Source organism: Acinetobacter entericus (assembly GCF_026168575.1).
GTDB lineage: Bacteria > Pseudomonadota > Gammaproteobacteria > Pseudomonadales > Moraxellaceae > Acinetobacter > Acinetobacter bouvetii.
Map to the genome: position 1 here is coordinate 93,150 of NZ_JAPEQW010000006.1, position 24,048 is coordinate 117,197.

Annotated in this window: 21 protein-coding genes; 14 read left to right on the top strand and 7 right to left on the bottom strand. The window is 44.4% G+C overall.

Translation table 11 applies throughout. The features are described from left to right. Nucleotides 1-192: 192 nt before the first annotated feature. On the bottom strand, nt 193-447 hold the full coding sequence (rpmA, locus tag OKC24_RS06750) for a 50S ribosomal protein L27 (protein ID WP_005011531.1): 255 nt from the start codon (nt 445-447) through the stop codon (nt 193-195). Nucleotides 448-466: 19 nt separating this feature from the next. Beyond that, a complete protein-coding gene (gene rplU / locus OKC24_RS06755; protein ID WP_005011534.1) occupies nt 467-778 on the bottom strand; it encodes a 50S ribosomal protein L21 in 312 nt (103 codons plus the stop codon). A gap of 452 nt (nt 779-1,230) precedes the next feature. Between rplU and sdsA the strand changes: the two genes are divergently transcribed. The 8 genes from sdsA (at nt 1,231) to OKC24_RS06795 (ending at nt 11,887) form a co-directional block, all read left to right on the top strand. Continuing rightward, a complete protein-coding gene (sdsA, locus tag OKC24_RS06760) occupies nt 1,231-2,208 on the top strand; it encodes an All-trans-nonaprenyl-diphosphate synthase (protein WP_131276344.1) in 978 nt (325 codons plus the stop codon). 25 nt (nt 2,209-2,233) lie between these two features. Continuing rightward, nucleotides 2,234-4,276, top strand: coding sequence for a site-specific recombinase (locus OKC24_RS06765; protein ID WP_265464895.1), 2,043 nt, complete (start codon nt 2,234-2,236; stop codon nt 4,274-4,276). Nucleotides 4,277-4,437: 161 nt separating this feature from the next. Continuing rightward, entirely contained in the window at nt 4,438-5,037 is a 600-nt protein-coding gene (locus tag OKC24_RS06770) for a phosphatase PAP2 family protein (protein ID WP_131276346.1), read from the top strand. 37 nt (nt 5,038-5,074) lie between these two features. Next, nucleotides 5,075-6,331 (top strand): efflux RND transporter periplasmic adaptor subunit, encoded by a 1,257-nt coding sequence (locus OKC24_RS06775; RefSeq protein WP_131276347.1) that lies wholly within the window; start codon nt 5,075-5,077, stop codon nt 6,329-6,331. 12 nt (nt 6,332-6,343) lie between these two features. Beyond that, a complete protein-coding gene (locus tag OKC24_RS06780; protein ID WP_265464896.1) occupies nt 6,344-9,523 on the top strand; it encodes an efflux RND transporter permease subunit in 3,180 nt (1,059 codons plus the stop codon). Next, nucleotides 9,523-10,977, top strand: coding sequence for a multidrug efflux RND transporter AdeIJK outer membrane channel subunit AdeK (gene adeK, locus OKC24_RS06785; protein WP_130146585.1), 1,455 nt, complete (start codon nt 9,523-9,525; stop codon nt 10,975-10,977). The genes OKC24_RS06780 and adeK overlap by 1 nt, the downstream gene beginning before the upstream one ends. Before the next feature lie 114 nt (nt 10,978-11,091). Continuing rightward, nucleotides 11,092-11,448, top strand: a complete 357-nt coding sequence (locus tag OKC24_RS06790; RefSeq protein WP_130146484.1) for a YbjQ family protein — start codon at nt 11,092-11,094, stop codon at nt 11,446-11,448. A gap of 4 nt (nt 11,449-11,452) precedes the next feature. Next, nucleotides 11,453-11,887, top strand: a complete 435-nt coding sequence (locus tag OKC24_RS06795) for a YbjQ family protein (RefSeq protein ID WP_130146485.1) — start codon at nt 11,453-11,455, stop codon at nt 11,885-11,887. Nucleotides 11,888-12,072: 185 nt separating this feature from the next. Here the strand turns inward: OKC24_RS06795 and OKC24_RS06800 are convergent, their stop codons facing one another. The 3 genes from OKC24_RS06800 to OKC24_RS06810 all read right to left on the bottom strand — a co-directional run bounded on the left by OKC24_RS06800 (nt 12,073) and on the right by OKC24_RS06810 (nt 14,405). Continuing rightward, nucleotides 12,073-12,753 carry a hypothetical protein gene (locus OKC24_RS06800; protein WP_131276348.1) on the bottom strand — a complete coding sequence of 227 codons (681 nt, stop codon included), beginning with the start codon at nt 12,751-12,753 and terminating at the stop codon, nt 12,073-12,075. A 121-nt stretch (nt 12,754-12,874) separates the two neighbouring features. Then, nucleotides 12,875-13,681, bottom strand: a complete 807-nt coding sequence (locus OKC24_RS06805) for an SDR family oxidoreductase (RefSeq protein WP_131276349.1) — start codon at nt 13,679-13,681, stop codon at nt 12,875-12,877. Nucleotides 13,682-13,733: 52 nt separating this feature from the next. Continuing rightward, complete coding sequence (locus tag OKC24_RS06810) at nt 13,734-14,405, bottom strand: hypothetical protein (RefSeq protein ID WP_130146488.1); 672 nt, start codon at nt 14,403-14,405, stop codon at nt 13,734-13,736. 204 nt (nt 14,406-14,609) lie between these two features. Between OKC24_RS06810 and OKC24_RS06815 the strand changes: the two genes are divergently transcribed. Together OKC24_RS06815 and OKC24_RS06820 are read left to right on the top strand one after the other, a co-directional pair. Beyond that, a complete protein-coding gene (locus OKC24_RS06815) occupies nt 14,610-17,504 on the top strand; it encodes a valine--tRNA ligase (RefSeq protein ID WP_131276350.1) in 2,895 nt (964 codons plus the stop codon). A gap of 60 nt (nt 17,505-17,564) precedes the next feature. Further along, the gene (locus OKC24_RS06820) at nt 17,565-18,812 is read left to right on the top strand and encodes an SH3 domain-containing protein (protein WP_265464897.1); all 1,248 of its coding nucleotides are present in this window, start codon (nt 17,565-17,567) and stop codon (nt 18,810-18,812) included. Nucleotides 18,813-18,929: 117 nt separating this feature from the next. Here OKC24_RS06820 and OKC24_RS06825 read toward each other — a convergent pair whose 3' ends face one another. Continuing rightward, nucleotides 18,930-19,286: an endonuclease domain-containing protein gene (locus OKC24_RS06825; RefSeq protein WP_130146491.1), complete on the bottom strand. Its 357-nt coding sequence runs from the start codon at nt 19,284-19,286 to the stop codon at nt 18,930-18,932. A gap of 162 nt (nt 19,287-19,448) precedes the next feature. Then, on the bottom strand, nt 19,449-20,519 hold the full coding sequence (locus OKC24_RS06830) for a molecular chaperone DnaJ (RefSeq protein ID WP_130146493.1): 1,071 nt from the start codon (nt 20,517-20,519) through the stop codon (nt 19,449-19,451). Nucleotides 20,520-20,656: 137 nt separating this feature from the next. Here OKC24_RS06830 and OKC24_RS06835 point away from each other — a divergent pair, with 137 nt between their 5' ends. From OKC24_RS06835 to OKC24_RS06850, 4 genes are all read left to right on the top strand, one after another. Next, a complete protein-coding gene (locus OKC24_RS06835; protein ID WP_130146495.1) occupies nt 20,657-21,193 on the top strand; it encodes a hypothetical protein in 537 nt (178 codons plus the stop codon). Nucleotides 21,194-21,595: 402 nt separating this feature from the next. Next, complete coding sequence (locus tag OKC24_RS06840; RefSeq protein WP_130146497.1) at nt 21,596-22,543, top strand: transporter substrate-binding domain-containing protein; 948 nt, start codon at nt 21,596-21,598, stop codon at nt 22,541-22,543. A gap of 68 nt (nt 22,544-22,611) precedes the next feature. Further along, on the top strand, nt 22,612-23,355 hold the full coding sequence (locus tag OKC24_RS06845) for an amino acid ABC transporter permease (RefSeq protein ID WP_005011567.1): 744 nt from the start codon (nt 22,612-22,614) through the stop codon (nt 23,353-23,355). Continuing rightward, the gene (locus OKC24_RS06850; RefSeq protein ID WP_005011568.1) at nt 23,355-24,038 is read left to right on the top strand and encodes an ABC transporter permease subunit; all 684 of its coding nucleotides are present in this window, start codon (nt 23,355-23,357) and stop codon (nt 24,036-24,038) included. Before OKC24_RS06845 ends, OKC24_RS06850 begins: the two co-directional genes overlap by 1 nt. Nucleotides 24,039-24,048 lie beyond the last annotated feature (10 nt).

Here is a 24,048-nt window from a genome sequence, read left to right on the forward strand (position 1 = left end):
TTACACACATTCATTTATGTGACGTAAATCACATTTAATTACAGATTAGAGATTTAATTATTAGTAAAGATTTCAGGTTATTATTTATTTTTCTTGTGAATTTTTATTTTTTTTATTGAAATAAATCTTTTTGGAATGATTTGTTTGACAAAAAAAACCCGCAAAATTTGCGGGTTTTTTTTCTATTAAAGCTTAAACTTCAACAGATACGTAGCGACGACCGAATTGGCCTTTCACTTCGAATTTGATTACGCCGTCAGCAGTAGCGAACAAAGTATGGTCACGGCCCATACCTACGTTTGCACCAGCGTGGAATTCTGTACCACGTTGACGAACGATAATGTTACCAGCAGTCACAGATTGACCGCCGTACATTTTAACACCTAACATTTTAGGATTCGAGTCACGACCGTTTTTAGTCGAACCACCGGCTTTTTTAGTTGCCATGTCTATTTACTCCTCGTAATTAGCCTGAAATAGCTGTAATTTTCAACTCAGTGAACCATTGACGGTGACCTTGTTGTTTACGATAGTGTTTACGACGGCGCATTTTGATAATGCGGATTTTGTCGTGACGACCATGGCTAACTACTTCAGCAGTAACAGTAGCGCCAGCAACAACTGGAGCACCGATTTGAATGCTGTCACCGTTAACAAGCATCAACACGTCATCAAACGTAATTGTTGCGCCAGTTTCAGCTTTCAATAATTCTACTTTAAGGGTTTCACCCTCAACCACACGGTGTTGTTTACCACCGCTTTGGATAACTGCGTACATAATGTACTCCAAACATGCCCGTGTCGCCGTGCCGGTAAAGGAAGATACCGATCTTAAGACGATCGCCACTGGGGTCATACAAGGGCAAGGATTTTAAGCGATCTGTATAAAAACAACAAGCCATTTGCACAAAAAATTATCCAAAAACAGCGGCTGTTTTATAAGCAATTGTTTTTAGCGCCTGTACATTCGCGCAACTGCAGAAAACATCTTTCAAAAATTCAAATAGATTTTTAAAATCAATTCGCTACTATAAGGCTTAAGATGAATCACAAAATGCCAGCCAGATTTACTTAACTCAGCATTTTATATTCACATCAGGTGATCTGAACTTAGCCTGATTTAAAATTATCACCTTATTTTAAATCAGCCGCCGAGCTTCATATCTGTAATTATTATACGAAATTGCTAAACTATAGCGGCAATTCAAAATTACTGAGGTTCTTCTTCACATGACCATCGACTTCAAGCAAGACATTCTCGCTCCTGTTGCTACTGACTTTGCCGCGATGGACAAATTTATCAATGAAGGGATTACCTCAAAAGTTGCTTTAGTCATGGCCGTCAGCAAACATGTGGTTGAAGCTGGCGGCAAACGCATGCGTCCCATTATGTGCTTACTGGCCGCCAAAGCCTGCGGCGCAGAAGATATCGCAGAACACCGCAAATTAGCTGCCATTATTGAAATGCTGCATACTGCAACTCTGGTGCATGATGATGTTGTCGATGAATCAGGCTTGCGCCGCGGGCGCCCGACAGCCAATGCCACCTGGAATAACCAGACTGCAGTTTTGGTCGGAGACTTCCTGATTTCACGCGCATTCGACCTGCTGGTCGACCTGAATGACATGGTGCTGCTGAAAGACTTTTCTACAGGCACCTGTGAAATTGCAGAAGGCGAAGTCTTGCAGCTGCAGTCTCAGCATCAGCCGGATACTACGGAACAGACCTATTTAGATATTATTCACGGCAAAACTTCACGCCTGTTTGAATTGGCAACAGAAGGCGCAGCTATTCTTTCAGGTAAACCTGAATACCGCGAGCCGCTGCGAAAATTTGCCGGCCACTTCGGCAATGCCTTCCAAATCATTGATGATATTTTAGATTACACCTCAGATGCTGAAACATTAGGTAAAAATATCGGTGATGATTTAATGGAAGGCAAACCGACTTTGCCTTTAATCTCTGCACTGAAGAATACCTCTGGTGAAGAGCACGACGTAATCCGCCGCAGCATCGCTACTGGCGGCACTGCAGACTTAGAACAGGTAATTTCCATAGTTCAGACTTCTGGCGCCTTGGATTACTGCAGCCGGCGCGCCACCGAAGAAACCAACGCAGCGCTGGATGCATTGAATGCGCTCCCTGACAGTGAATACCGTCAAGCGCTGATTAATCTCGCAAATTTGGCATTGCACCGCATTCAATAAACTAAAGAATCGTAACCGCTTGCTTATGCATATAAAATTGAATGATTTATTCCTGCAAATGCAGCACCAGCTTGACACCCGTCAGGCTGTGCTGGATCACAATCTATTGATCGAGCTGGTGAACCGCATCCGTCCGGCAGACACCAAAAACCCAGAAGAAATACATCAAACATTTAAAGCCTTTTACACGGCCTTATTGTTGACGCCGGATGCCGCCTCCACTCTGCAAAGTTTCGTTCTTAAATTAATTAGCCGCTATAAGCAAACCAGCCTCTATGCGGATACCGGAATTTTGTCTTTAGATGGATTCTTTAATCAGCTTATGCAGCGTTTGGGCGCACACTTTTTACCTTTAATTCATGACGAAAGCCAGCTGCAGGAGCTCTTGCGTCAAGTTTTTCATCAACGCAGCGATAAATACTGGCTGGATGAAATTGACGATGCAGAATGGCAAAATCTGTTTAGGCTGTTTAATCAAGGCCATGGCAATCAGGATGAAAAAAAGCAAATCCGCCGTGAATTGATTAAGGCCATCACAATTTTGTCATACCGCGTCAGCGGCATCGGCTTATACCCTGAATTTATCAATGCGCATCCAGAACTGACCGAGTATGAATCGCCGTTTTTAGTTCAGAATCGTGAAATCAATGAGTTTATTCAACAATATAAGTATCTGCACCAAAATGCGGAGCAAATGAGCGCCGTCGAGCCGCCAGATGCATCGCAAGCGCTGGTGATGCTGGATCAATGCCGTGAAGTGACGCTTAAAATCCGCAGAGCCACCAAACGCAGCGGGGTCAGCGTTAGCCTGACTTATTTACTATCGTTACTGGAACAATGTTTGGAACGCATTGAAATTCTGCTGAACCTGATTGTGGAAGAAGATGATGTCCGCTACAGCTCGATTGGCGCATTGCTGGTTGATGTTACCGACGCCCTGTATAGTGAACGCAGCGTCCGCTCTTTATTAGCGACAAACAGTGAATTGATGGCGCTGCAAGTCACCGAAAATGCCAGCAAGACAGGTGAACATTACGTCAGCAGCGATAAAAAAGGCTTTATTGCCATGTATAAAGCTGCTGCTGGCGCCGGCGTTATTATCGCGGTCATGGCGTCACTGAAAATACTGGCAGCCCGCTTAACATTGGCGCCGCTGATGCAGGCCTTTTTGTTCAGCATGAACTACTCTTTTGGCTTTATGCTAATTCATGTGCTGCATTTTACCGTTGCGACCAAACAGCCGGCAATGACTGCAGCCGCATTGGCGGCCACGGTGCAGCATCGAAAGGGCTCAAAAAATGCGCAAATAGCAGAATTGGCTGCGCTGATTATCAATATTATACGGACACAATTTATCGCCATTTTGGGCAATATCTCAATTGCAATTCCAACGGCCGCACTGATTACTTATTTTTGGCAAGCCGCCATGGATGAGCCTTTGCTGAACCATGCCAAAGCCTCTCACTTGCTGCACAGCTTAGACCCCTTTACCTCACTAGCGATACCACATGCTGCGATTGCTGGCATCTGCTTGTTCTTGTCTGGCTTGCTGGCTGGATATTTTGACAACATGGCCATTTACCGCAAAGTCGGGCCACGCATTCAAGCCCACCCTGCACTTAGAGAAATAATGGGGCAAGAGCGCTTAAATGCATTCGCGGCTTATATCGAACGCAATTTAGGAGCTTTGGCAGGCAACTTCTTGTTTGGCATCATGCTCGGCAGCATGGGAACGCTTGGGTATATTCTCGGCTTGCCGCTGGATATCCGCCATATTGCCTTTGCATCCGCCAATTTTATTCAGGGCTTGATGTGCATCAATGGCGGACCTGAAATCGGTTTGGCAATTGTCTCTTTCTTAGGAGTGCTGTGCATCGGCCTGACCAACTTATTTGTCAGCTTTACCCTGACCATTATTGTGGCTCTGCGGGCGCGCCGTGTGCGCTTTGAGCAATGGAAACCCTTGGCAAAATTGGTGCTGACCCATTTCCTGACCCGCCCTAGCGACTTTTTTTGGCCGCCGAAACAGCCTTTGGAAATTGAAGATTCATCCCATGGGCAGAAGTAAAGTCATTAAAAAAATTGTTAATTTATATTATCAAGTGTTAAAAAAACACAAAAAAGAAATTAGCATAATTTACACACACTTGAAATAAAGTGTACTGATGAGTACACTTTACCACTTAATTTATTCGGACTTGTTCCTTATAAAACAACAAGGATTCAAGCATGCCGAAACTCTTGCTTTTCCTGAGTTTGTTATCATTGACAATCAGTATGTTGCTATACAAATCACATGCTTTTAGCGCTTATGATTTAAGCGCTGTGGCATGGATGTACGAACACAGAACCCCTGTCTTAAATATCGCAGCTCAAGGGTTTTCTATAGCAGGCGGCATGCCATTTGTATTATTTTTAACCGCACTATGGTGTTTACGCCAAGCATGGTATAAAAAATATTCAGATATTGTTTTTATCAGTATAGGATTGGTTGGAAGTATTTGCATCGCTTGGGTGCTTAAGTATTTCGTCTCTAGACCGCGTCCACCTGAAATGTATTTCTTGGTGAAAACCTATGGAGATTCATTTCCAAGTGGACATAGCCTTTATGCGGCTGCTTTAGGCTGTTTGGCGATGTACATTTCCCAGCAGCATCCGCGGCATAAACTGATCTGCCTCATTGCAAGTCTATGGATTTTGCTGATGGGCATTTCAAGAGTCTATGCCGGCGTGCATTTTCCTTCCGATGTCTTTTCTGGCTGGAGCATAAGTTTTATTTGGATCACGCTGCTGTATTTCGCACTCGTAAAATACCAGCAGCCTAAATAAATAATTTTAGATAAAAATCTAATATAGAGGTGAAAGAATGATGTCTGCAAAGCTTTGGGCTCCTGCCCTGACTGCTTGCGCATTAGCAACAAGTATTGCACTTGTCGGTTGTAGCAAAGATCCAAAAGACGCACAGCAAGCTGGCGCTGCTCAGCAGATGCCTCCAACTGAAGTTGGCGTGCTTGTTGCCCAGCCGCAAAGCGTAGAACAGTCTGTAGAACTTTCAGGCCGCACTACAGCATATGAAATTTCTGAAGTGCGTCCGCAAACCAGCGGTGTCGTTCTGAAACGTCTATTTGCTGAAGGCAGCTATGTCCGTGAAGGCCAAGCGCTTTACGAGATCGATTCCAGCTCAAACCGTGCGAATGTTGACAATGCGCGCGCGGCGATTGCCAGCGCTGAAGCAAATTTAAATGTTCTGCGTGTAAAAGAAGGGCGTTACCGCCAGTTGGTGGGTTCAAATGCCATTTCTAAGCAAGAGTATGACGATATTGTCGGCCAGGTAAAACTGGCTGAAGCAACGCTGAATGCTAACCAGGCGGTGTTAAAGAATGCGCAAATCAACTTGGGCTATTCAACTGTCCGTGCGCCAATTTCAGGTCAAACCAACCGCTCAACAGTCACTGTCGGCGCATTGGTAACCGCCAATCAGGCAGAACCGCTGGTGACCATTCAGCGCTTAGATCCAATCTATGTGGATATCAACCAGTCCAGCGCAGAATTGCTTCGCTTGCGTCAGCAGCTGAGCAAAGGCGCAGTGGACAGCAGCAACAACACCAAAGTGCAGCTGAAGCTGGAAGATGGCAGTGACTACCCTGTGGAAGGCCGTTTAGCATTCTCTGATGCCAGCGTGAATCCAGATACAGGCACAGTCACTTTACGTGCCGTATTTTCCAACCCGAGCCACTTGCTGCTTCCAGGCATGTTCGCGAACGCAAAAATTGTACAGGCCGTTATTCCAAATGCGTACCTGATTCCGCAAGCCGCGCTTACCCGCACACCGACTGGCCAAGCAATGGCTATGTTAGTGAATGCAAAAGGCGCTGTTGAATCCCGCCCAGTAACCACTGTTGGCGTTCAAGGCAAAGACTGGATTGTCACTGACGGCTTAAAAGCCGGCGATAAAGTCATTGTAGACGGCATTGCGAAAGTGAAGCCTGAACAGCAAGTTACAGCTAAACCTTACCAGCCTCAAGCTGCTGCGCCGCAAGCTGCTCAAGGCGCCGCTGGCCAAGCAAAACCAGCTGCTCAAGCTGCTGCGAAGCCTGAACAAAAAGCTACTTCAAATTCATAAGGGGTAGACTGAATGGCTCAATTCTTTATCCATCGCCCAATTTTTGCTTGGGTGATTGCGTTAGTCATTATGCTGGCGGGTATTCTCACGCTGACAAAAATGCCTATCGCGCAGTATCCAACCATTGCCCCGCCAACGGTAACGATTTCTGCAACTTATCCAGGTGCATCTGCAGCGACTGTTGAAAATACAGTAACGCAGATCATCGAACAGCAAATGAATGGCCTTGACGGTCTGCGCTATATTTCATCAAACAGCGCAGGCAATGGCCAGGCATCTATTCAGCTGAACTTTAACCAAGGTGTTGATCCGGATATCGCGCAAGTTCAGGTGCAGAACAAATTACAGTCTGCAACTGCGCTTTTGCCTGAAGATGTTCAGCGTCAAGGGGTCAAAGTCACTAAATCAGGCGCAAGCTTCCTGCAAGTTATTGCATTCTATTCGCCTGACAGCAGCTTATCTGCAGATGACATTAAAGACTATGTAAACTCGAATATTTCAGAACCGCTCAGCCGTGTTGCCGGTGTCGGTGAAGTACAGGTATTCGGCGGTTCATATGCGATGCGCATTTGGATGGATCCTGCCAAAATGGCAAGCCTTCAAGTAACGCCAAGCGATATCGCCGCAGCGCTGAAAACGCAAAATGCTCAAGTGGCTGTCGGCCAACTGGGCGGCGCACCGTCTGTGCAGGGCCAAGTGCTGAACGCGACTGTGAATGCGCAAAGCCTGCTGACAACGCCTGAAGAATTTAAAAACATCTTCTTGAAAAACACAACAAGCGGCGCACAAGTGCGTTTGGGCGATGTTGCCCGCGTCGAATTGGGTGCAGACAACTATCAGTTTGACTCTAAATTCAACGGCAAACCTGCCGGCGGTGTGGCCATCAAGCTTGCTACTGGCGCGAATGCTTTAGATACAGCCGCTGCAGTTGAAGCCCGCCTTGTAGACCTTCGTAAAAACTACCCTACAGGCATGCAGGACAAACTTGCATTTGATACAACTCCGTTCATTCAATTGTCAATTGAGAGTGTGGTTCACACCTTGGTTGAAGCGGTGATTCTTGTATTCCTGGTCATGTTCCTGTTCTTGCAGAACTGGCGCGCGACCATCATTCCAACAATGGCTGTGCCAGTCGTAGTATTGGGCACATTTGCTGTTATTAATGTCTTCGGCTTCTCTATCAACACGCTCACCATGTTTGCCATGGTGCTTGCGATTGGCCTTCTGGTCGATGATGCAATTGTCGTCGTGGAAAACGTTGAACGGATTATGGCCGAAGAGCATCTGGATCCTGTGGAAGCCACAGAGATCTCGATGAAGCAAATTTCCGGCGCATTGGTCGGCATTACTTCCGTACTGTCTGCGGTATTCGTACCAATGGCATTCATGAGCGGGACAACAGGTGTAATTTACCGTCAGTTCTCGATCACGCTGGTTACAGCCATGATCCTGTCACTGATTGTCGCGCTGACCTTTACCCCTGCCCTGTGTGCGACCATCCTGAAACAGCATGACAAAAATGCGGCGCCAAGCAACAGCTTGCCTGCGCGTTTCTTCCGCTGGTTTAATGAAACATTCGACAAAGTCGCCGGCAAGTATCAAAACGGCGTAAACCGCATGACGCACCATAAGCTGTTTTCTGGCTTATTGTATGGTGCTGTGATTGTGGTTTTAGGCCTTCTGTTTACTAAACTGCCGTCTTCATTCCTTCCAGATGAAGACCAGGGTGTCGTGATGACACTGGTGCAATTGCCGCCAAACGCGACATTGGACCGGACAGACAAAACCATCAGCACCATGACTGACTACTTCCTGAACAAGGAAAAAGATTACGTTGAATCAGTATTCAGCGTATCGGGCTTCTCGTTTACAGGTGTCGGTCAAAATGCTGGTTTAGCTTTTATTAAATTAAAAGACTGGGAAGAGCGGACAACACCGGAAGCTCAAATCGGTAAGATTATTCAGCGCGGCATGGCATTGAACATGATCGTTAAAGATGCGTCTTACATCATGCCATTGCAGCTTCCTGCAATGCCTGAATTGGGTGTGACTGCTGGCTTTAACTTGCAGCTGAAAGATTCAAGCGGTTTAGGCCACGAGCAGCTGCTGAATGCGCGTAATGCCATTTTAGGCATGGCTGCACAAGACAAGCGCTTAACTGGCGTGCGTCCGAACGGTCAGGAAGATACCCCTCAGTACAAAATCATTGTTGACCAAGCCCAAGCTGGCGCTATAGGTGTAAGCATCTCTGAAATCAACACCACAATGGGTATGGCATGGGGCGGTTCTTACATCAATGACTTTGTTGACCGCGGCCGCGTGAAGAAAGTTTATGTTCAGGGCGAAGCGGATTCCCGCATGATGCCTGAAGACCTGAATAAATGGTATGTCCGCAACAACCAAGGCACCATGGTTCCGTTCTCGGCATTTGCAACAGGCGAATGGACTTATGGTTCACCGCGTCTGGAACGCTATAACGGCATTTCATCCATGAACATTCAAGGCACACCTGCTCCGGGTGTCAGCTCTGGCGATGCAATGGCGGCTATGGAAGAAATTATTGCGAAACTTCCGTCTATGGGCCTAAAAGGCTTTGATTATGAATGGACAGGCTTATCACTTGAAGAGCGTGAATCTGGTGCTCAAGCGCCAATTATTTACGCACTGTCTTTATTGATCGTATTCCTGTGCCTGGCTGCGCTGTATGAAAGCTGGTCAATTCCATTCTCTGTACTTTTAGTTGTCCCTCTAGGCGTTGTCGGTGCAGTCGCATTAACCTTCCTTGGCATGGTATTGCTTAAAGATTCAAATCTTTCAAATAACATCTACTTCCAAGTCGCGATCGTAGCAGTCATTGGTTTGGCTGCCAAAAACGCGATTTTGATTGTAGAATTTGCGAAAGAACTTCAGGAAAAAGGCGAAGATCTGTTTGAAGCGACAATGCATGCCGCAAGAATGCGTTTGCGCCCAATCATTATGACAACCCTTGCCTTTGGTTTTGGTGTACTTCCGCTTGCGTTAGCATCTGGCGCGGGTGCAGGCAGCCAGCACTCTGTAGGTTATGGCGTACTTGGCGGCGTAATCAGCTCGACCTTATTAGGTATCTTCTTTATCCCTGTGTTCTACGTATGGATTCGAAGCATCTTTAAGTACAAACCAAAACAACAAAATAATCAGGAGCACACATCGTGATGCAAAATATATGGTCTATTACAGGTCGTAGCATTGCGGTTTCTTCACTTGCGCTTGCTTTGGCTGCCTGCCAAAGCATGCGCGGTCCAGAACCAGCAGCACAAGCAAACATTCCGCAAGGCTATACAGCAAGCGCGTCTGGCACTTCTGCTGCAGAGCAAGGCTATAAGGACTTTTTCTCAGACCAGCGTTTGGTTCAAGTTCTGGATTTAGCACTGGCAAACAACCGTGATTTGCGCACTGCAGCGCTGAATATTCAGCGCGCGCAGCAGCAATACCAAATCACTGAAAATAACCAGCTGCCGACCATTGGCGCAAGCGGCAGTGTGCTGCGCCAAGATACCCTAAGCTCACAAAAGCCCATCACGTCTTATAACGTTGGCCTAGGTGTGACAGCGTATGAACTGGACTTATGGGGCCGTGTCCGCAGCTTAAAAGACAATGCCTTGGACAGCTACCTTGCAACGGCAAGCGCACGCGATGCGACTCAAATTGCATTGATCGGCCAAGTTGCACAAGCATGGCTGAGCTATTCATTTTCAAACGCAAATTTGAAACTGGCTGATCAAACGTTAAAAACACAGCTTGAATCTTACAATCTGAACAAAAAACGTTTTGATGTCGGCATTGACAGTGAAGTTCCTGTTCGCCAGGCGCAAATTTCTGTAGAAACCGCCCGCAATGACGTTGCAAACTACAAGACTCAAGTGGCGCAAGCAAAAAACTTGCTGAATCTTCTTGTTGGCCAGCAAGTGCCTGACAACCTGATGCCAAATCAGCGGGTCACCCGCATTACCTCAGCCAGCGCTATCGGCTCTGGCTTGCCAAGCGACTTGCTGAACAACCGTCCTGATGTGCGCGCAGCGGAATACAAACTGTCTGCAGCTGGCGCGAACATTGGCGCAGCCAAAGCGCGTCTGTTCCCGACCATCAGCCTGACAGGCACTGCGGGTTATGCATCGACTGATTTGAGTGATTTGTTTAAATCAGGCAGTTTTGTCTGGGGCTTAGGGCCAAGCTTGGATATTCCAATCTTTGACTGGGGCACACGCAAAGCCAACATCAAAATTTCAGAAACAGACCAGCAAATTGCGCTGTCTGATTATGAAAAATCAATCCAGTCAGCATTCCGTGAAGTCAACGATGCTTTAGCTGTGCGTCAAAACATTGGTGACCGCTTGTCTGCCCAGCGCCGCTTGGTGGATGCGACCAACACAACTTACAAACTGTCGAATGCCCGCTTCCGTGCAGGTATCGACAGCTACTTAACCGTATTGGACGCGCAGCGTACCTCATATGCAGCTGAACAAGGCTTGCTGTTGCTTGAACAAGCAAATTTAAACAGCCAAGTAGAGCTGTATAAATCACTTGGTGGCGGCATCAAAGCCAATTCTGGTGATGCACCTCAGGTTCAGCTGTCTAGCGCAGAACGCAAAGCAGATACTGCAAAATAAGTTAGATCCTTGAAAATCGATAAGGAAAGCTCACTTCGGTGGGCTTTTTTATTGCTTTTTAAAAGCGCATTGCCTATCTTCAAAAGTATTCAAATTAAATACAACCTGCACTTTATGATTTTAAGCAATTTAGAAACCGTTCCTGGCCATACCATTACACAGCAGCTGGATGTCGTTTATGGCAGTACCGTGCGCAGTAAGCATGTTGGCCGTGACTTTATGGCAGGCCTAAAAAATATTGTGGGCGGCGAACTTAAAGGCTATACCGAACTGCTAGAAGAATCCCGTCAGGAAGCCATGAGCCGTATGATTGAGAAAGCGCAAGGCCTAGGCGCAAATGCTGTGGTCGGCATCCGTTTTTCGACCTCAAATATTGCACAGGGCGCGTCTGAGCTTTTTGTATATGGTACAGCGGTACGCGTAGAAGCCAACGCGCCAAAACTGGCAGACCCATTCCCTGCTCAAGGCTAAAGTGATGGATGCTTTTTTATTTAAAGTCCTTGTCTTTGTGATTTTGTTTACTGTGGGCTGGACCTTTGGCCGCCATGCAGAGCGCAAACATTTAAACGAACTTGAAGTACAGGAAAAGCGTTTGGCCTATATCCGCATAGACAATAACCGCTTTCAGACCAGTGAAAATTTTGGTCAAATGGTCAGCAGCAATGTGGTGATCTCGCACGATTACTTTAAATATGTCATTGCCAGCATACAAAACTTTTTTGGCGGGCGTTTGACCAGCTATGAAAGTATTGTGGACCGGGCACGACGTGAAGCTGTCGTGCGTTTAAAGCTGGAAGCTGAAAAAATGGGCGCCACCCATATCATGGGGCTGCGTTTAAGCACCACTGAATTAGGCATGCAAGGCGGCATGATTGAAGTCTTTGCTTATGGCACGGCGATTAGACCTTAATATTAATAACCAAATTTAAACGATGATGAAATTTGATCAAATCAGCCATCAAATTTCATCATAAAACTTTCTCTTACACACTGATCAGAATTTGAATTGGTCTTTTTCTATTTAGCAGCAAAGATAAGGCAAGCATACAAAAGTAACTCCGTTTAATTTAAAAAAAAGTGATCAACATTTCTAAACTAACGCGCCATTTCACACACCCATTGACCCGCTTTTTCAACGCATGTTTCCATTACTAAAGGATAATTGGTCAATTCTGTAAGATGAAATTCCTGCTGATCAAAACGAATAATGGATTGATATGTACCATCATCCATTTTAATGTCTAAACCGCTGTCTTTAATCCGATACATCGTATTTCCAACTGCCTTTCTAAATCCATCAAAATAATAAAAATTGATTTGATTATTCTGAATGCTTAAAAAGCCTATTCCGCCATAATACTGTGACTTATGATTGCGCATATCGATAATATGAACGCTGGTATTGTCATACACAAAACGCCCCTCTTCTTTAAGCCAGCTGCTTTTTAAAATTGACAGCTGCTCTGAAAAGATATGTCCATTTAATAAAATACATTGAACTGGACATTTTTTAGCATCTGCAGATGGAGTTTTTAAATATTGCTGATGATTTAAAATCTCAAAACGATAGGTGATTTGGCGGGTATCCAATTGAGCTGATGGCAACCGTGTATTAATGTTCGAGTTTTTAGAGTTATAAAATGTCGATTTCAGCCATTTCTGCGTATCAAAAAAATGTTCACGCGGGCGCCAGCCTTGTTTCTGCTCTTCTGAAGGCTCTGCATACGCCCGCGCCTCTTCAACGAATCGATCAATCGGTTTAGCTGTGGACAACATTGAAACTGCCATTGAGCACAAGCAAATTACGAAACAGCTGACGAATCTATAAAACTGATGTGACACTTGTTTCATACCCTGCTTAAACCTTGAAAAGTTCATACTAAAAAATTTAAACCAATCACTTCACTTGCGCTTTACGGATCATTTTATACAACATGCTTGGCGATAAACGCGAGACCCAAGTCCCCAAGACTTCTTTACGGCCGCCGACAACAATATATTCCTCACCTTTCAGCAAAGCTTTTACTGCCATTTGCGCAAATTCATCCGCTTCCAAACCATTGGCTGTCGCCTCATTATCATAGCCCTGCGCCTTGCCCTCACCATTGAGCGCATTAATCGACACATTGGTTTTAACAAAACCGGGGAAAATCACCGAAACATTTACCCCGTCGTCAGCAACTTCTGCACGCAAGCTGTTTGCCCACATGTGAATCGCCGCTTTGGCTGCAGAATAAGATGCGCGGAATTGCGTGCCTAATAAACCTGCCACACTGGACACAAAGACAATGCGTCCGGATTTTTGCTTTAAGAAAGCTGGCAATACGGTTTTGGTTAAAAAGACTTGAGAAAAATAATCCACTTCCATAATGGCGCGTTCAGTCTGCATGGTGGTGTCGGCAATCAAAGCGCGCTGGCTTAAGCCTGCATTATTCACCAGCCAGTCAATTCGGCCCTTGCATTCCAGCACTGTTTCATAGGCATGGCGGACTTGGCTTTCATCGGTAATATCGGCGGGAATAGATACATGCTGATCCGGATTCAGCAAACTGACACGGACATTTTCCAGCTCCTCAAAACGGCGCGCCGTTAACACCACTTGCGCGCCCTGCAAAGCGCATTCCTGCGCCAAGGCTTTGCCCAAACCGGATGAAGCGCCTGTAATCCATACGACCTTACCCTTTAAATCATCCAGCTTTGCCATGATGCATTCCTTATGAAATCATTGTTTTATTAAAAAGTTGCTATCCTGCAGTTTAATCGTTTTTTTGTGTCTGCTCATTATTCAAAAAAACCAAAAAGTGGTCAAAATAGCCGCTTATCGAGTTGGCATCATAAATTTTACCCAATTTATCAAAACGCTTATAGCCCAGCTGGGTCGTCACATGAATCACGCCATTGAGCGTTTTATCCACCACCACATTAAATTTCAGCATTTTTTTCGGCTCGCGGATTAAATGCGTGACCCCTTGATCCACCACTGCTGTAAATGCTTTTAATGCTGGCGGAACGCAGGCATTATTGCCGTCTTTCATTTTCTCGACATGCCCCAGCAGCTCATTGGCCAAGCTATGGTCTATAGGATAGGTCACATAAAAGTGCCCGTTCTTTTCTATGGTCAAATCACGCAGATAATTCACCATCGGCACCAAACGTTCATTAGCGAAAAATGAGACCGACCAAGGCATATATTTACGGGTGGTGTCTAAAATCTGCTGAATGATTTTTTCAGATTCATGATCCCCAGAGGTCGACATTTTGGCAATATTGCCAAAGACCTGATCAATAATTTCACAGGCAATATCCGCCAAATTCTCCCCGAGCGGTTTCGCCAGGCTTTCTTGATCTCCTGCATTCAGCTTTCGATGCAAGTCCGTAAAACGCTGATGTGTTTCCGGCAAAATTTTCAAAGAGATAGAATAACTCATGCACTGAACTCCTTTTTTTATAATGTGCTGCGAACCTTGCGCTTATATCTGCCCCTATCATAAAGCCTTAGATGAATACTGCCAACTGGTTCTTATTTTCAGACTGAAAACGGATAAAGTTTCCATGCGCGCAAAGTGCCTAAACCCCGTTTTTTTTTGCTACAATAGACGCAATTTTTTATCTACTTTTGATCTGTTTAGACTATGACTGATTCAGCGCAAAATATTGCTACGACCTACGATCCTACCGAGATCGAGAAAAAATGGTACAAGACTTGGGAAGAACGCGGCTACTTTAAGCCCTCTAAAAAAGGAGAATCATTCTGCATCATGATTCCGCCGCCTAACGTCACAGGCAATTTGCACATGGGTCATGGTTTCAACAATGCCATCATGGATGCCCTGACCCGCTACAACCGCATGTCGGGTAAAAATACCTTGTGGCAGCCGGGGACTGACCATGCCGGTATTGCGACGCAAATGGTGGTTGAGCGCCAGCTGGGCGCGCAAGGTGTCAGCCGTCATGACTTGGGCCGTGAAAAGTTCATCGAAAAAGTATGGGAATGGAAAGAACAATCGGGCGGCAATATTACCAACCAAATCCGCCGTTTAGGTTCATCTGTAGACTGGTCTCGTGAACGCTTCACCATGGATGAAGGCCTTTCAAACGCGGTTAAAGAAGTGTTTGTAAAACTTCATGAAGAAGGCTTGATCTACCGCGGCAAGCGCCTCGTCAACTGGGACCCTAAACTGCAGACCGCCCTTTCTGACTTAGAAGTTGAGTCAGATAAAGAAGAAGCGGGTTCATTGTGGCACTTCAAATACTTCTTTGAAGACAAGTCACTGCGTACGCACGACGGCAAAGATCACATTGTTGTTGCGACGACTCGTCCTGAAACATTGCTTGGCGATACAGCAGTTGCTGTAGCATTGGATGATGAACGCTATGCTGCATTGGTTGGCAAAAACATCATCCTGCCGATTACAGGCCGTGCGGTTCCAATCGTTAAAGATGAATATGTCGACAAAGAATTTGGTACAGGCTGTGTAAAAATCACCCCTGCGCACGACTTTAATGACTATGAAGTCGGCAAACGTAACGAACTTCCGATCATCAACATTTTCAACAAAAATGCTGAAGTGCTGGCTGAGTTTGAATACATCGCAAAAGCGGGCGAACAGATTTCTAAAACCATTCCTGCGCCAGCAGACTACATTGGCTTAGAGCGTTTTGAAGCGCGTAAAAAGCTAGTAGAACAAGCGGAAGCGGAAGGCTGGTTAGACCAAATTCAACCGTACACATTGAAGCCGCCTCGCGGTGACCGTTCAGGCGTAATCGTTGAGCCACTTTTGACAGACCAATGGTATGTAAAAATTGCGCCATTGGCTGAGCCTGCAATTAAAGCGGTGAAAGACGGCGACATCAAATTTGTCCCTGAACAGTACAGCAACATGTACATGGCTTGGATGAACAACATTCAAGACTGGTGCATCTCGCGTCAATTGTGGTGGGGGCACCGCATTCCTGCTTGGTATGACGCGGATGGCAACATCTATGTGGGCCGTAATGAAGCTGAAGTGCGTGCAAAACACAATCTTCCTGCCGACCTTGCACTGAGCCAAGACGAAGATGTGCTGGATACTTGGTTCTCTTCTGCGCTGTGGACCTTCTCAACATTGGGCTGGACTGGCGACGCGAAAAAAGATGCAGAAAACTATTTCTTAAATACGTTCCACCCGACGGATGTATTGGTGACCGGTTTTGACATCATCTTCTTCTGGGTTGCACGTATGATTATGTTTACGCTGCACTTTATGAAGAATGAAGACGGTACGCCGCAAGTTCCGTTCAAAACTGTGTACGTACACGGTTTGGTTCGTGACGGTGAAGGCCAGAAGATGTCTAAATCTAAGGGCAACGTGCTTGACCCATTAGACTTGATTGACGGTGTGGATCTTGAAACTTTAGTACAAAAACGTACAACAGGTTTGATGAACCCAAAACAGGCATCGAAAATTGAGAAATCAACGCGTAAAGAATTCCCTGAAGGCATTCAGTCTTACGGTACAGATGCGGTTCGTTTCACCTTCTGTGCGCTTGCCAATACAGGCCGTGACATTAAATTCGACATGAAACGTGTTGAAGGCTACCGTAACTTTGCCAATAAAATCTGGAATGCAACCCGTTTTGTAATGATGAACATTGAAGGCCAAACCATTGGTACTGATGTTCGTCAAGACCTTTGGGAATTGCCTGAACAGTGGATCGTGAGCCGCCTGCAAAAAGCGGAACAAGCGGTGCAAACAGCGTTTACAACTTACCGTTTAGACTTGGCTGCGCAAGCAATCTACGAGTTCATTTGGAATGAATACTGTGACTGGTATGTAGAATTAACCAAACCAGTTCTGAATGATGAGAATGTATCTGAAGAGCGTAAAGCTGAAGTTCGCCGTGTGTTGTTAGCAGTAATGGAAGCATCTTTGCGTTTAGCGCATCCGTTGATGCCTTATCTAACAGAAGAAATCTGGCAAACGCTTGCACCGAAACTCGGTATCTCTGGCGAAACGATTATGTTGGCGCAGTACCCTGTTGCCGATGAAGCGAAAATCAATGAACAAGCTGAAGCAGATATGCAATGGCTGCAAGGTTTGATTGGTGCGGTGCGTAATATACGTGGTGAGATGGGTCTAGGTAATGCTCGCTTGTTGCCTGTACTTCTGCAAAACACGACGGATGCTGAAAAGGCACAGATCGCTCGTATTGAGCCATTGTTCAAAGCATTAGCAAAAGTTGAAAGCATTACTTTCCTTGCTGATGGCAAGCAACCGCCATTGTCTTCTTCTTCTGTTGTGGGGCATGTGTCTGTATTCGTTCCAATGAAGGGCTTAATTGACCCTAAAGCGGAATTGGGCCGTCTACAAAAAGACTTAGACAAAGTTCAAAAACAGCATGACCAAATTGCAACTAAACTTGCTAACGAAGGTTTTGTAGCAAAAGCGCCTGCTGCAGTGGTTGAAGGCGAGAAAGTGAAACTTGCTGAATTTGCCGATCAGTTAGCGAAGATTAAAGCGAATATGGAGCAAATTGCAGCGCTTTAATTTATTACTAACTAATTAAAAAATAAGCTAAAATCCCTTCATTATTGAGGGGATTTTTTAATGACAAATAAATTTTGTGATGATGCTTTAAATGAAGAAAATAGTTCAGACGACAGGACGGAATTAGATAAAAATTTAGAAACACCAATGGCGTTAGGAGATACCCTAAGCGATTTTCGTATAGCTCAACAGAAAAGCGTTGGATCAATTATTGGTAAAAGTTTGGAATCACAATTAAGGCTTAGAGACACTCTAAGCGCTTTTCATGCAGCTCAACAGAAAAGCATTGGATCAATTATTGGTAAAAGTTTGGAATCACAATTAAGGCTTGGAGATACTCTAAGTGCTTTTCGTGCAGCTCAACAGAAAAGCTTTGGATCAATTATTGGTAAAAGTTTGGAATCACAATTAAGGCTTGGAGATACTCTAAGTGCTTTTCGTGCAGCTCAACAGAAAAGCTTTGGATCAATTATTGGTAAAAGTTTGGAATCACAATTAAGGCTTGGAGATACTCTAAGTGCTTTTCGTGCAGCTCAACAGAAAAGCTTTGGATCAATTATTGGTAAAAGCTTGGAATCACAATTAAGGCTTGGAGATACTCTAAGCGCTTTTCGTGCAGCTCAACAGAAAAGCTTTGGATCAATTATTGGTAAAAGCTTGGAATCACAATTAAGGCTTGGAGATATTCTAAGTGCTTTTCGTGCAGCTCAACAAAATAATATTAGTTCCGTTCTAAATCAAAATTTAATTGATTACTTTTCTGCTCAACTAATTATTCAAAATTTAGAATCATCTAGTGACCAGAACTCCAAAAATAGTGATGATTTAGCTGTTAGCTCACCTAATACATCTGAAGAAAAAAATTATGCTTCAACACTTATCCATATTTTGTTTTGGATTTTTCTAAGTATTACTTCAAGTCCAATATTTAAAAAATGGCCAGTTGATGCGCTTTTTGACTTAAGTATCGCTTTTGTATTTGAATATGCTTTGAAACCTCTAGCTGATGAGGCCATAAAAAATGATTCTGAAAAAGATAAGTGTGATACTAAAACATCAACTGACATTTCTAACCAAGAAACTCTAAATACATTCCTTTCAAATAAAAGAGTTATTACAGCTACTTTAAATTTTTTTGAATTGCCCAAAAAGAAAAGCTCAATTATTGAAAACTTGCCACCAGGTACTTTGCTGACGGTCATACCTGACAAAAATATTCATAAATCTTGGTTAAAAGTAAAAGTTACTTTAGATCAAAGCGAAGTTGAAGGCTATGTATTAAGACGTTATACATCACCTATTAAATAGCCCTCACCCCAGCCCTCTCCCATAGGGAGAGGTACTTTTAGTTTTTCCATTATAAATTAACCCTCATCCCCCGCCTTCTCCCCGAGGGAGAGGGAGTTTTCCATTCGTGGTTTTCTTTCATTTCAGAACCCTTAGCCACAAATCCTCCAAAACTACATTCGTCCGACTCAACACATCATGATTCCAATACCGCACAACAGTTAAACCCAAAGTCTCTAAAAATTTTGTCCGCTCAGCATCATATTCAATAGCCTCATCCGTTCCATGCTGACTCCCATCTAACTCAATCACCAAACCAAGTTCATGACAGTAAAAATCCACGATATAAGGTTTAATCACATGCTGACGACGGAATTTCAGATTTATAAAACGCTTGGCACGGAGTATTTGCCACATAAGGTGCTCTGCATCCGTGGCGGTGTTGCGCATAGATTTGGCGAATTCTAATAGTTGGGGATCGACTGTATTGTTCATTTAGGATTTAGTTTTTATTTTTGAAAATTATAGCAGATTACCCTCACCCCGACCCTCTCCCAAAGGGAGAGGGAGAATCCATTAAATATGCACCTACCATTTGATACACAAAGAAGTTCCCTCTCCTTCTAGGAGAGGGCTAGGGAGAGGTGATTTTAAAAATCACAAGACCCCATGCTCCAACAACATCCCCAGCCCACTCTCTTTCCCCATATACATTAACCGTTGCTTTTCCGCTTTAATCTGCTGTTTTAAAACCGCAGTATCTTCATCAATCTGCTTATACAAGTCCTCAATCTTCAGTTTGCCTTTCGACTTCTGCACGGTAATTTTGGCGCTTTCAGACCACACCAAAGCATCAATCAAATCATCTATTTGGCTTTGCAGTTTCAGACATTGCGCATCCAAGGCCATTTTATAAAACTTGACTTGCTCAGCACTTAACCCCTTTTGCGAACTGCTTTGACTGGACTCCACCTGCAGCTGCAATTTCAGCAAATAAAATAAATCCTGCTGTTCATAGGCTTCATTGGCGCGCTGGAATAATTCGGTTTTTTCTAATTTTTTAGATTCATCAGGTTCGCGGTCTGGGTGAATGCTGGCCGCAATTTTTAAATACACTGTTTTCAGCGACTGCTCAACTAACTTTTCTGCCTGTTCGCATTTTTCTTGCTGGCGTTTGAGTTTGGCCTGTTCACGCGCTTGACTGTAATGCTCCCCGTTCCAATCCCCACGCCCCCACTCGGTATTTTCCCAATCCTCAGCCTCGTCCATTTCATTGGCTTCTTTAAAATCACCATTCAGATCTGAATACGCTGCATCATTTTTCTTTTTAAATTTCTTATTGAGCTCATACTCAGCCGTTTGCTGATAGTACGCATATAACTCATCCACCTTTTCCAGCTGCGCTTGATTCAGCAGCTTTGTAGATTTCAGTATTTTGGCTAAGGCATAAATTTTATCATCCAGCTGCGCAGCATCGGATTTGCTGAACTCATAATTGCTTAGGCTATTCCAAAGCTGTTCTAATTGCTTAAATAACACATCATGCAGCTCTGCATATACAGGCACAAAGCGCTTGCGGCTATAACTCTGAATTTCTGATTTTGCATTTTCCCATGCCGCCAATTCCCGTTTCAGCTGTTCAATTTGATCAATTAAACGGTTGAGCTTTTTCTCAGGAGTAGAGCGCTCAATATTAGGCTGAACCGTGGTTTTTAAATCAAAAGACATAAGTAAATGCAAAGCAAAAGAGCGATTATAGCGCAACTTTATGAATGAATACCCAAAGCCTGAATCGGCCATTAATGCCATATCGTTTCCATGCAATAGTTGGCACAATCAAGACAACAATAAAATGAGAATATTCAATGCCAACACAAGCAGATTTAATATTTAATCAAGAACTGGCCGCGTGGGTGCAAGCCGTCGGTTCCGTCATAGCCATTTTCGTGGCCATTAGTGTGCCTCTATATTTAAACCATTTAGAACTGCAGCGTGACCGCACATTGCAAAACATACAAAAGCAAAAATATTTTGTGACACTCCTGCCCACGCTCTACCGCATTAAGCGCTACAGTGACGATTTCCTCATACAAATGCAGCAAAATAAACAAAGTACCGAAAATATTTTGCATACCCTAGAAACCGAATATTTAGAACTCATTCCAGTCTTTGCCAAAGAACTGCATATTTTTGTACATAGCCAAATATACGATGCCAATTTAAACCAGCTGGCTTTTGAACTGTTTCATTCTGAAGAAATCCTGCAACAGCATTTATTGTTAGCCAACGACAAAAAACAGATTAAACATCAAAATGCATTAATAGAGCATGGACAGCATATTCATCGCCTGAGCATGACTTTAATTGAACACATAGAACAATATTATGAAACATCTAAATAAAGGCAACATCTGAATAATCGATTCAACAGAATAGTTTATTTTAATCACAGAGGGCCTTAACCTTTTTACTTCTGCATCCCATAGTTCTATTTTTTTAAAAATAGCAGCCCGATTCAGCAGACTACTTTTGTCTAAATCAAACTTAAAAATCAACATAGCTGGCACATATTGTGCTGTACTTTTCTTATATTTATGCGCCATAAAAACTGTTTAAATCATAACCATTTACCGTTAACAAATCGTAAAAAAATTTGCTTGAGCAATTCTTCAAATCTCGCTTAAGATGAAATCTAATGTACGGTTTTTGTACATATCAGAAATCATCTTTGCAACAACCTGATGGCTTTAAAGCATCGACAATTAAAGCAATTGATGAACAAGCAATAAAAAGGAGTTTTGCCAATGATCTATAAACGCACCATGACCTCCCTGTTCTGTGCAAGTGCTCTCATGCTCGGTCTAAGTGCCTGCAGCGACAATAAAGCTCCATCTTCTGATAAGCCTGCGGGCGGCGAAGCAACAGCTTCCGACTCAGGGACTTTAGATAAAATCAAAAAGTCCGGCACCATTGTCTTAGGCTACCGCGACTCCTCTATTCCTTTTTCATATATTGCAGATAATCCAAACCAGCCGGTTGGCTATGCGCATGATCTGCAGCTGAAAGTGGTAGAAGCGGTCAAAAAGAAATTAAACATGCCGGATTTAAAAGTCCGCTATAACCTTGTTACCAGCCAAAACCGTATTCCTTTAGTCTCTAATGGCACTGTCGATTTAGAGTGCGGTTCTACCACCAACAACAAAGAGCGCCAGCAGCAAGTAGCCTTCTCTACAGGCTTCTTTGAAGTAGGTTCACGCTTACTTACAGCCAAAGATTCCGGTGTCAAAGACTTTGCTGACCTCAAAGGCAAAAAACTGGTGACCACTGCGGGTACAACATCGGAGCGCTATATCCGCCAGCATGAAAAAGAATTAGGCATTGGCGAAGTCATTTCTGCCAAAGACCATGCAGAATCATTCTTGATGCTGCAGAACGGCCGTGCAGCGGCCTTTATGATGGATGATATTTTACTTGCGGGTGAAAAATCGAAAGCCAAAGATCCGAATAAATGGGAAATTGTGGGCACTGCGCCGATTCATGAGATTTACGGATGCATGATGCGTAAAGGCGATACAGGCTTTAAGCAGGTTGTTGATGATGCCATTAAAGCAACTTACAGCTCAGGCGAAATCAACGAAATGTATAAGAAATGGTTCCAAACGCCAATTCCGCCTAAAAATATTAACTTAAATTTCCCAATGTCCGATCAGCTGAAGACGCTTATCAGCAACCCGCATGACCGTGACGAATAATCATCCCTAAACATTCTGTAAATGCTTAAGCCAAAAGGAATTTGGCTTAAGCTAAAAAGGGAGTTTCTATGAATTATAGCTGGAATTGGGGTGTACTCTTCCAATCCACAGGTGTGGGAGATTCCACATATCTGGAATGGATTTTAATTGGCCTGGGCTGGCTGTTTGTGATTGCGCTGGTGGCATGGAGCATTGCCATGGTGCTCGGCAGCATTTTAGGCATCATGCGGACTTTGCCTAGCCCGGTTGCCCGCGGCATCGGTACAGCCTACGTGACCATTTTCCGAAATGTGCCGCTGTTGATTCAATTATTTATCTGGTTTTATGTGGTGCCTAATTTTCTGCCGGCTGGAATTAAAAACTGGTGGATGAATGATTTAGGCGCCAACACCACGGCGTTAATCTCGGCCAGTGTCGGCTTAGGCTTATTCACCGCCGCCCGCGTTTGTGAACAGGTGCGTACGGGTATTGAAGCTTTGCCTGTCGGGCAAACCAATGCGGGCTATGCGATGGGTTTTTCTACAGCTCAGCTGTACCGCCACATTATTTTGCCGCAGTCTTTCCGCACCATTTTGCCGCCGCTCAGCTCTGAACTGACCAACTGTGTAAAAAACACCTCTGTTGCCTCTTTGGTGGGGGTCGCAGAAATTATTGCGCAGATGAAAACCATCAGTGAGTACACGCAAAACACCATCGAAATTTATACCTATGTCACCATTATTTTCATGGTCATCAATGTCTGCCTGATTGGCTTTATGACCTATCTGGAAAAACGCCTGCGTGTTCCGGGCCTAATTGCAGGAGATAAATAATGGATTGGCTGACTTCATTTATTCAAGATTTGCAGCAGTCTGGCCCTGCTCTGTGGCATGGTTTAAGCATCACGCTCAAAGTCGTGATCAGCGCAACGATCGGCGGGGTCTTTATTGGCACACTGCTCGCATTGATGCGTTTGTCTTCCATTAAAGCGCTGAACTGGTTTGCCAAAGGCTATGTCAATTTATTCCGCTCCATTCCACTGCTTTTGGTCTTGATGTGGTTTTATTTTGCAGTGCCTTTTATCTATACCGGAATTACAGGCAATTACCTCACCATCGACACGGCGCTGGTATCCAGCATTGTGGCCTTTATGCTGTTTGAAGCGGCTTATTTTTCTGAAATTGTGCGCGCCGGCATTCAGTCCATCCCTAAAGGACAAACTTCAGCGGCTTATGCGCTGGGCATGAGTTACAGTCAAGCCATGCGTTTGATCATTCTGCCTCAGGCATTCCGCAAAATGACGCCTTTGCTGCTGCAGCAAACCATCATTCTATTTCAGGATTCCACCATGGTTTACGCCATTGGCCTTTTGGACTTTTTCCGCACCAACTACGTGCGCGGTGACTTAATGTCCCTGCTCACTCAATATATTTTATTCGCTGGTTTGGTGTATTTCACCATCAGCATGATCGCAACGTATGCAGTTAAAAAATTGCAGCGGAGGTTAAGTGTATGACAGATCAAAA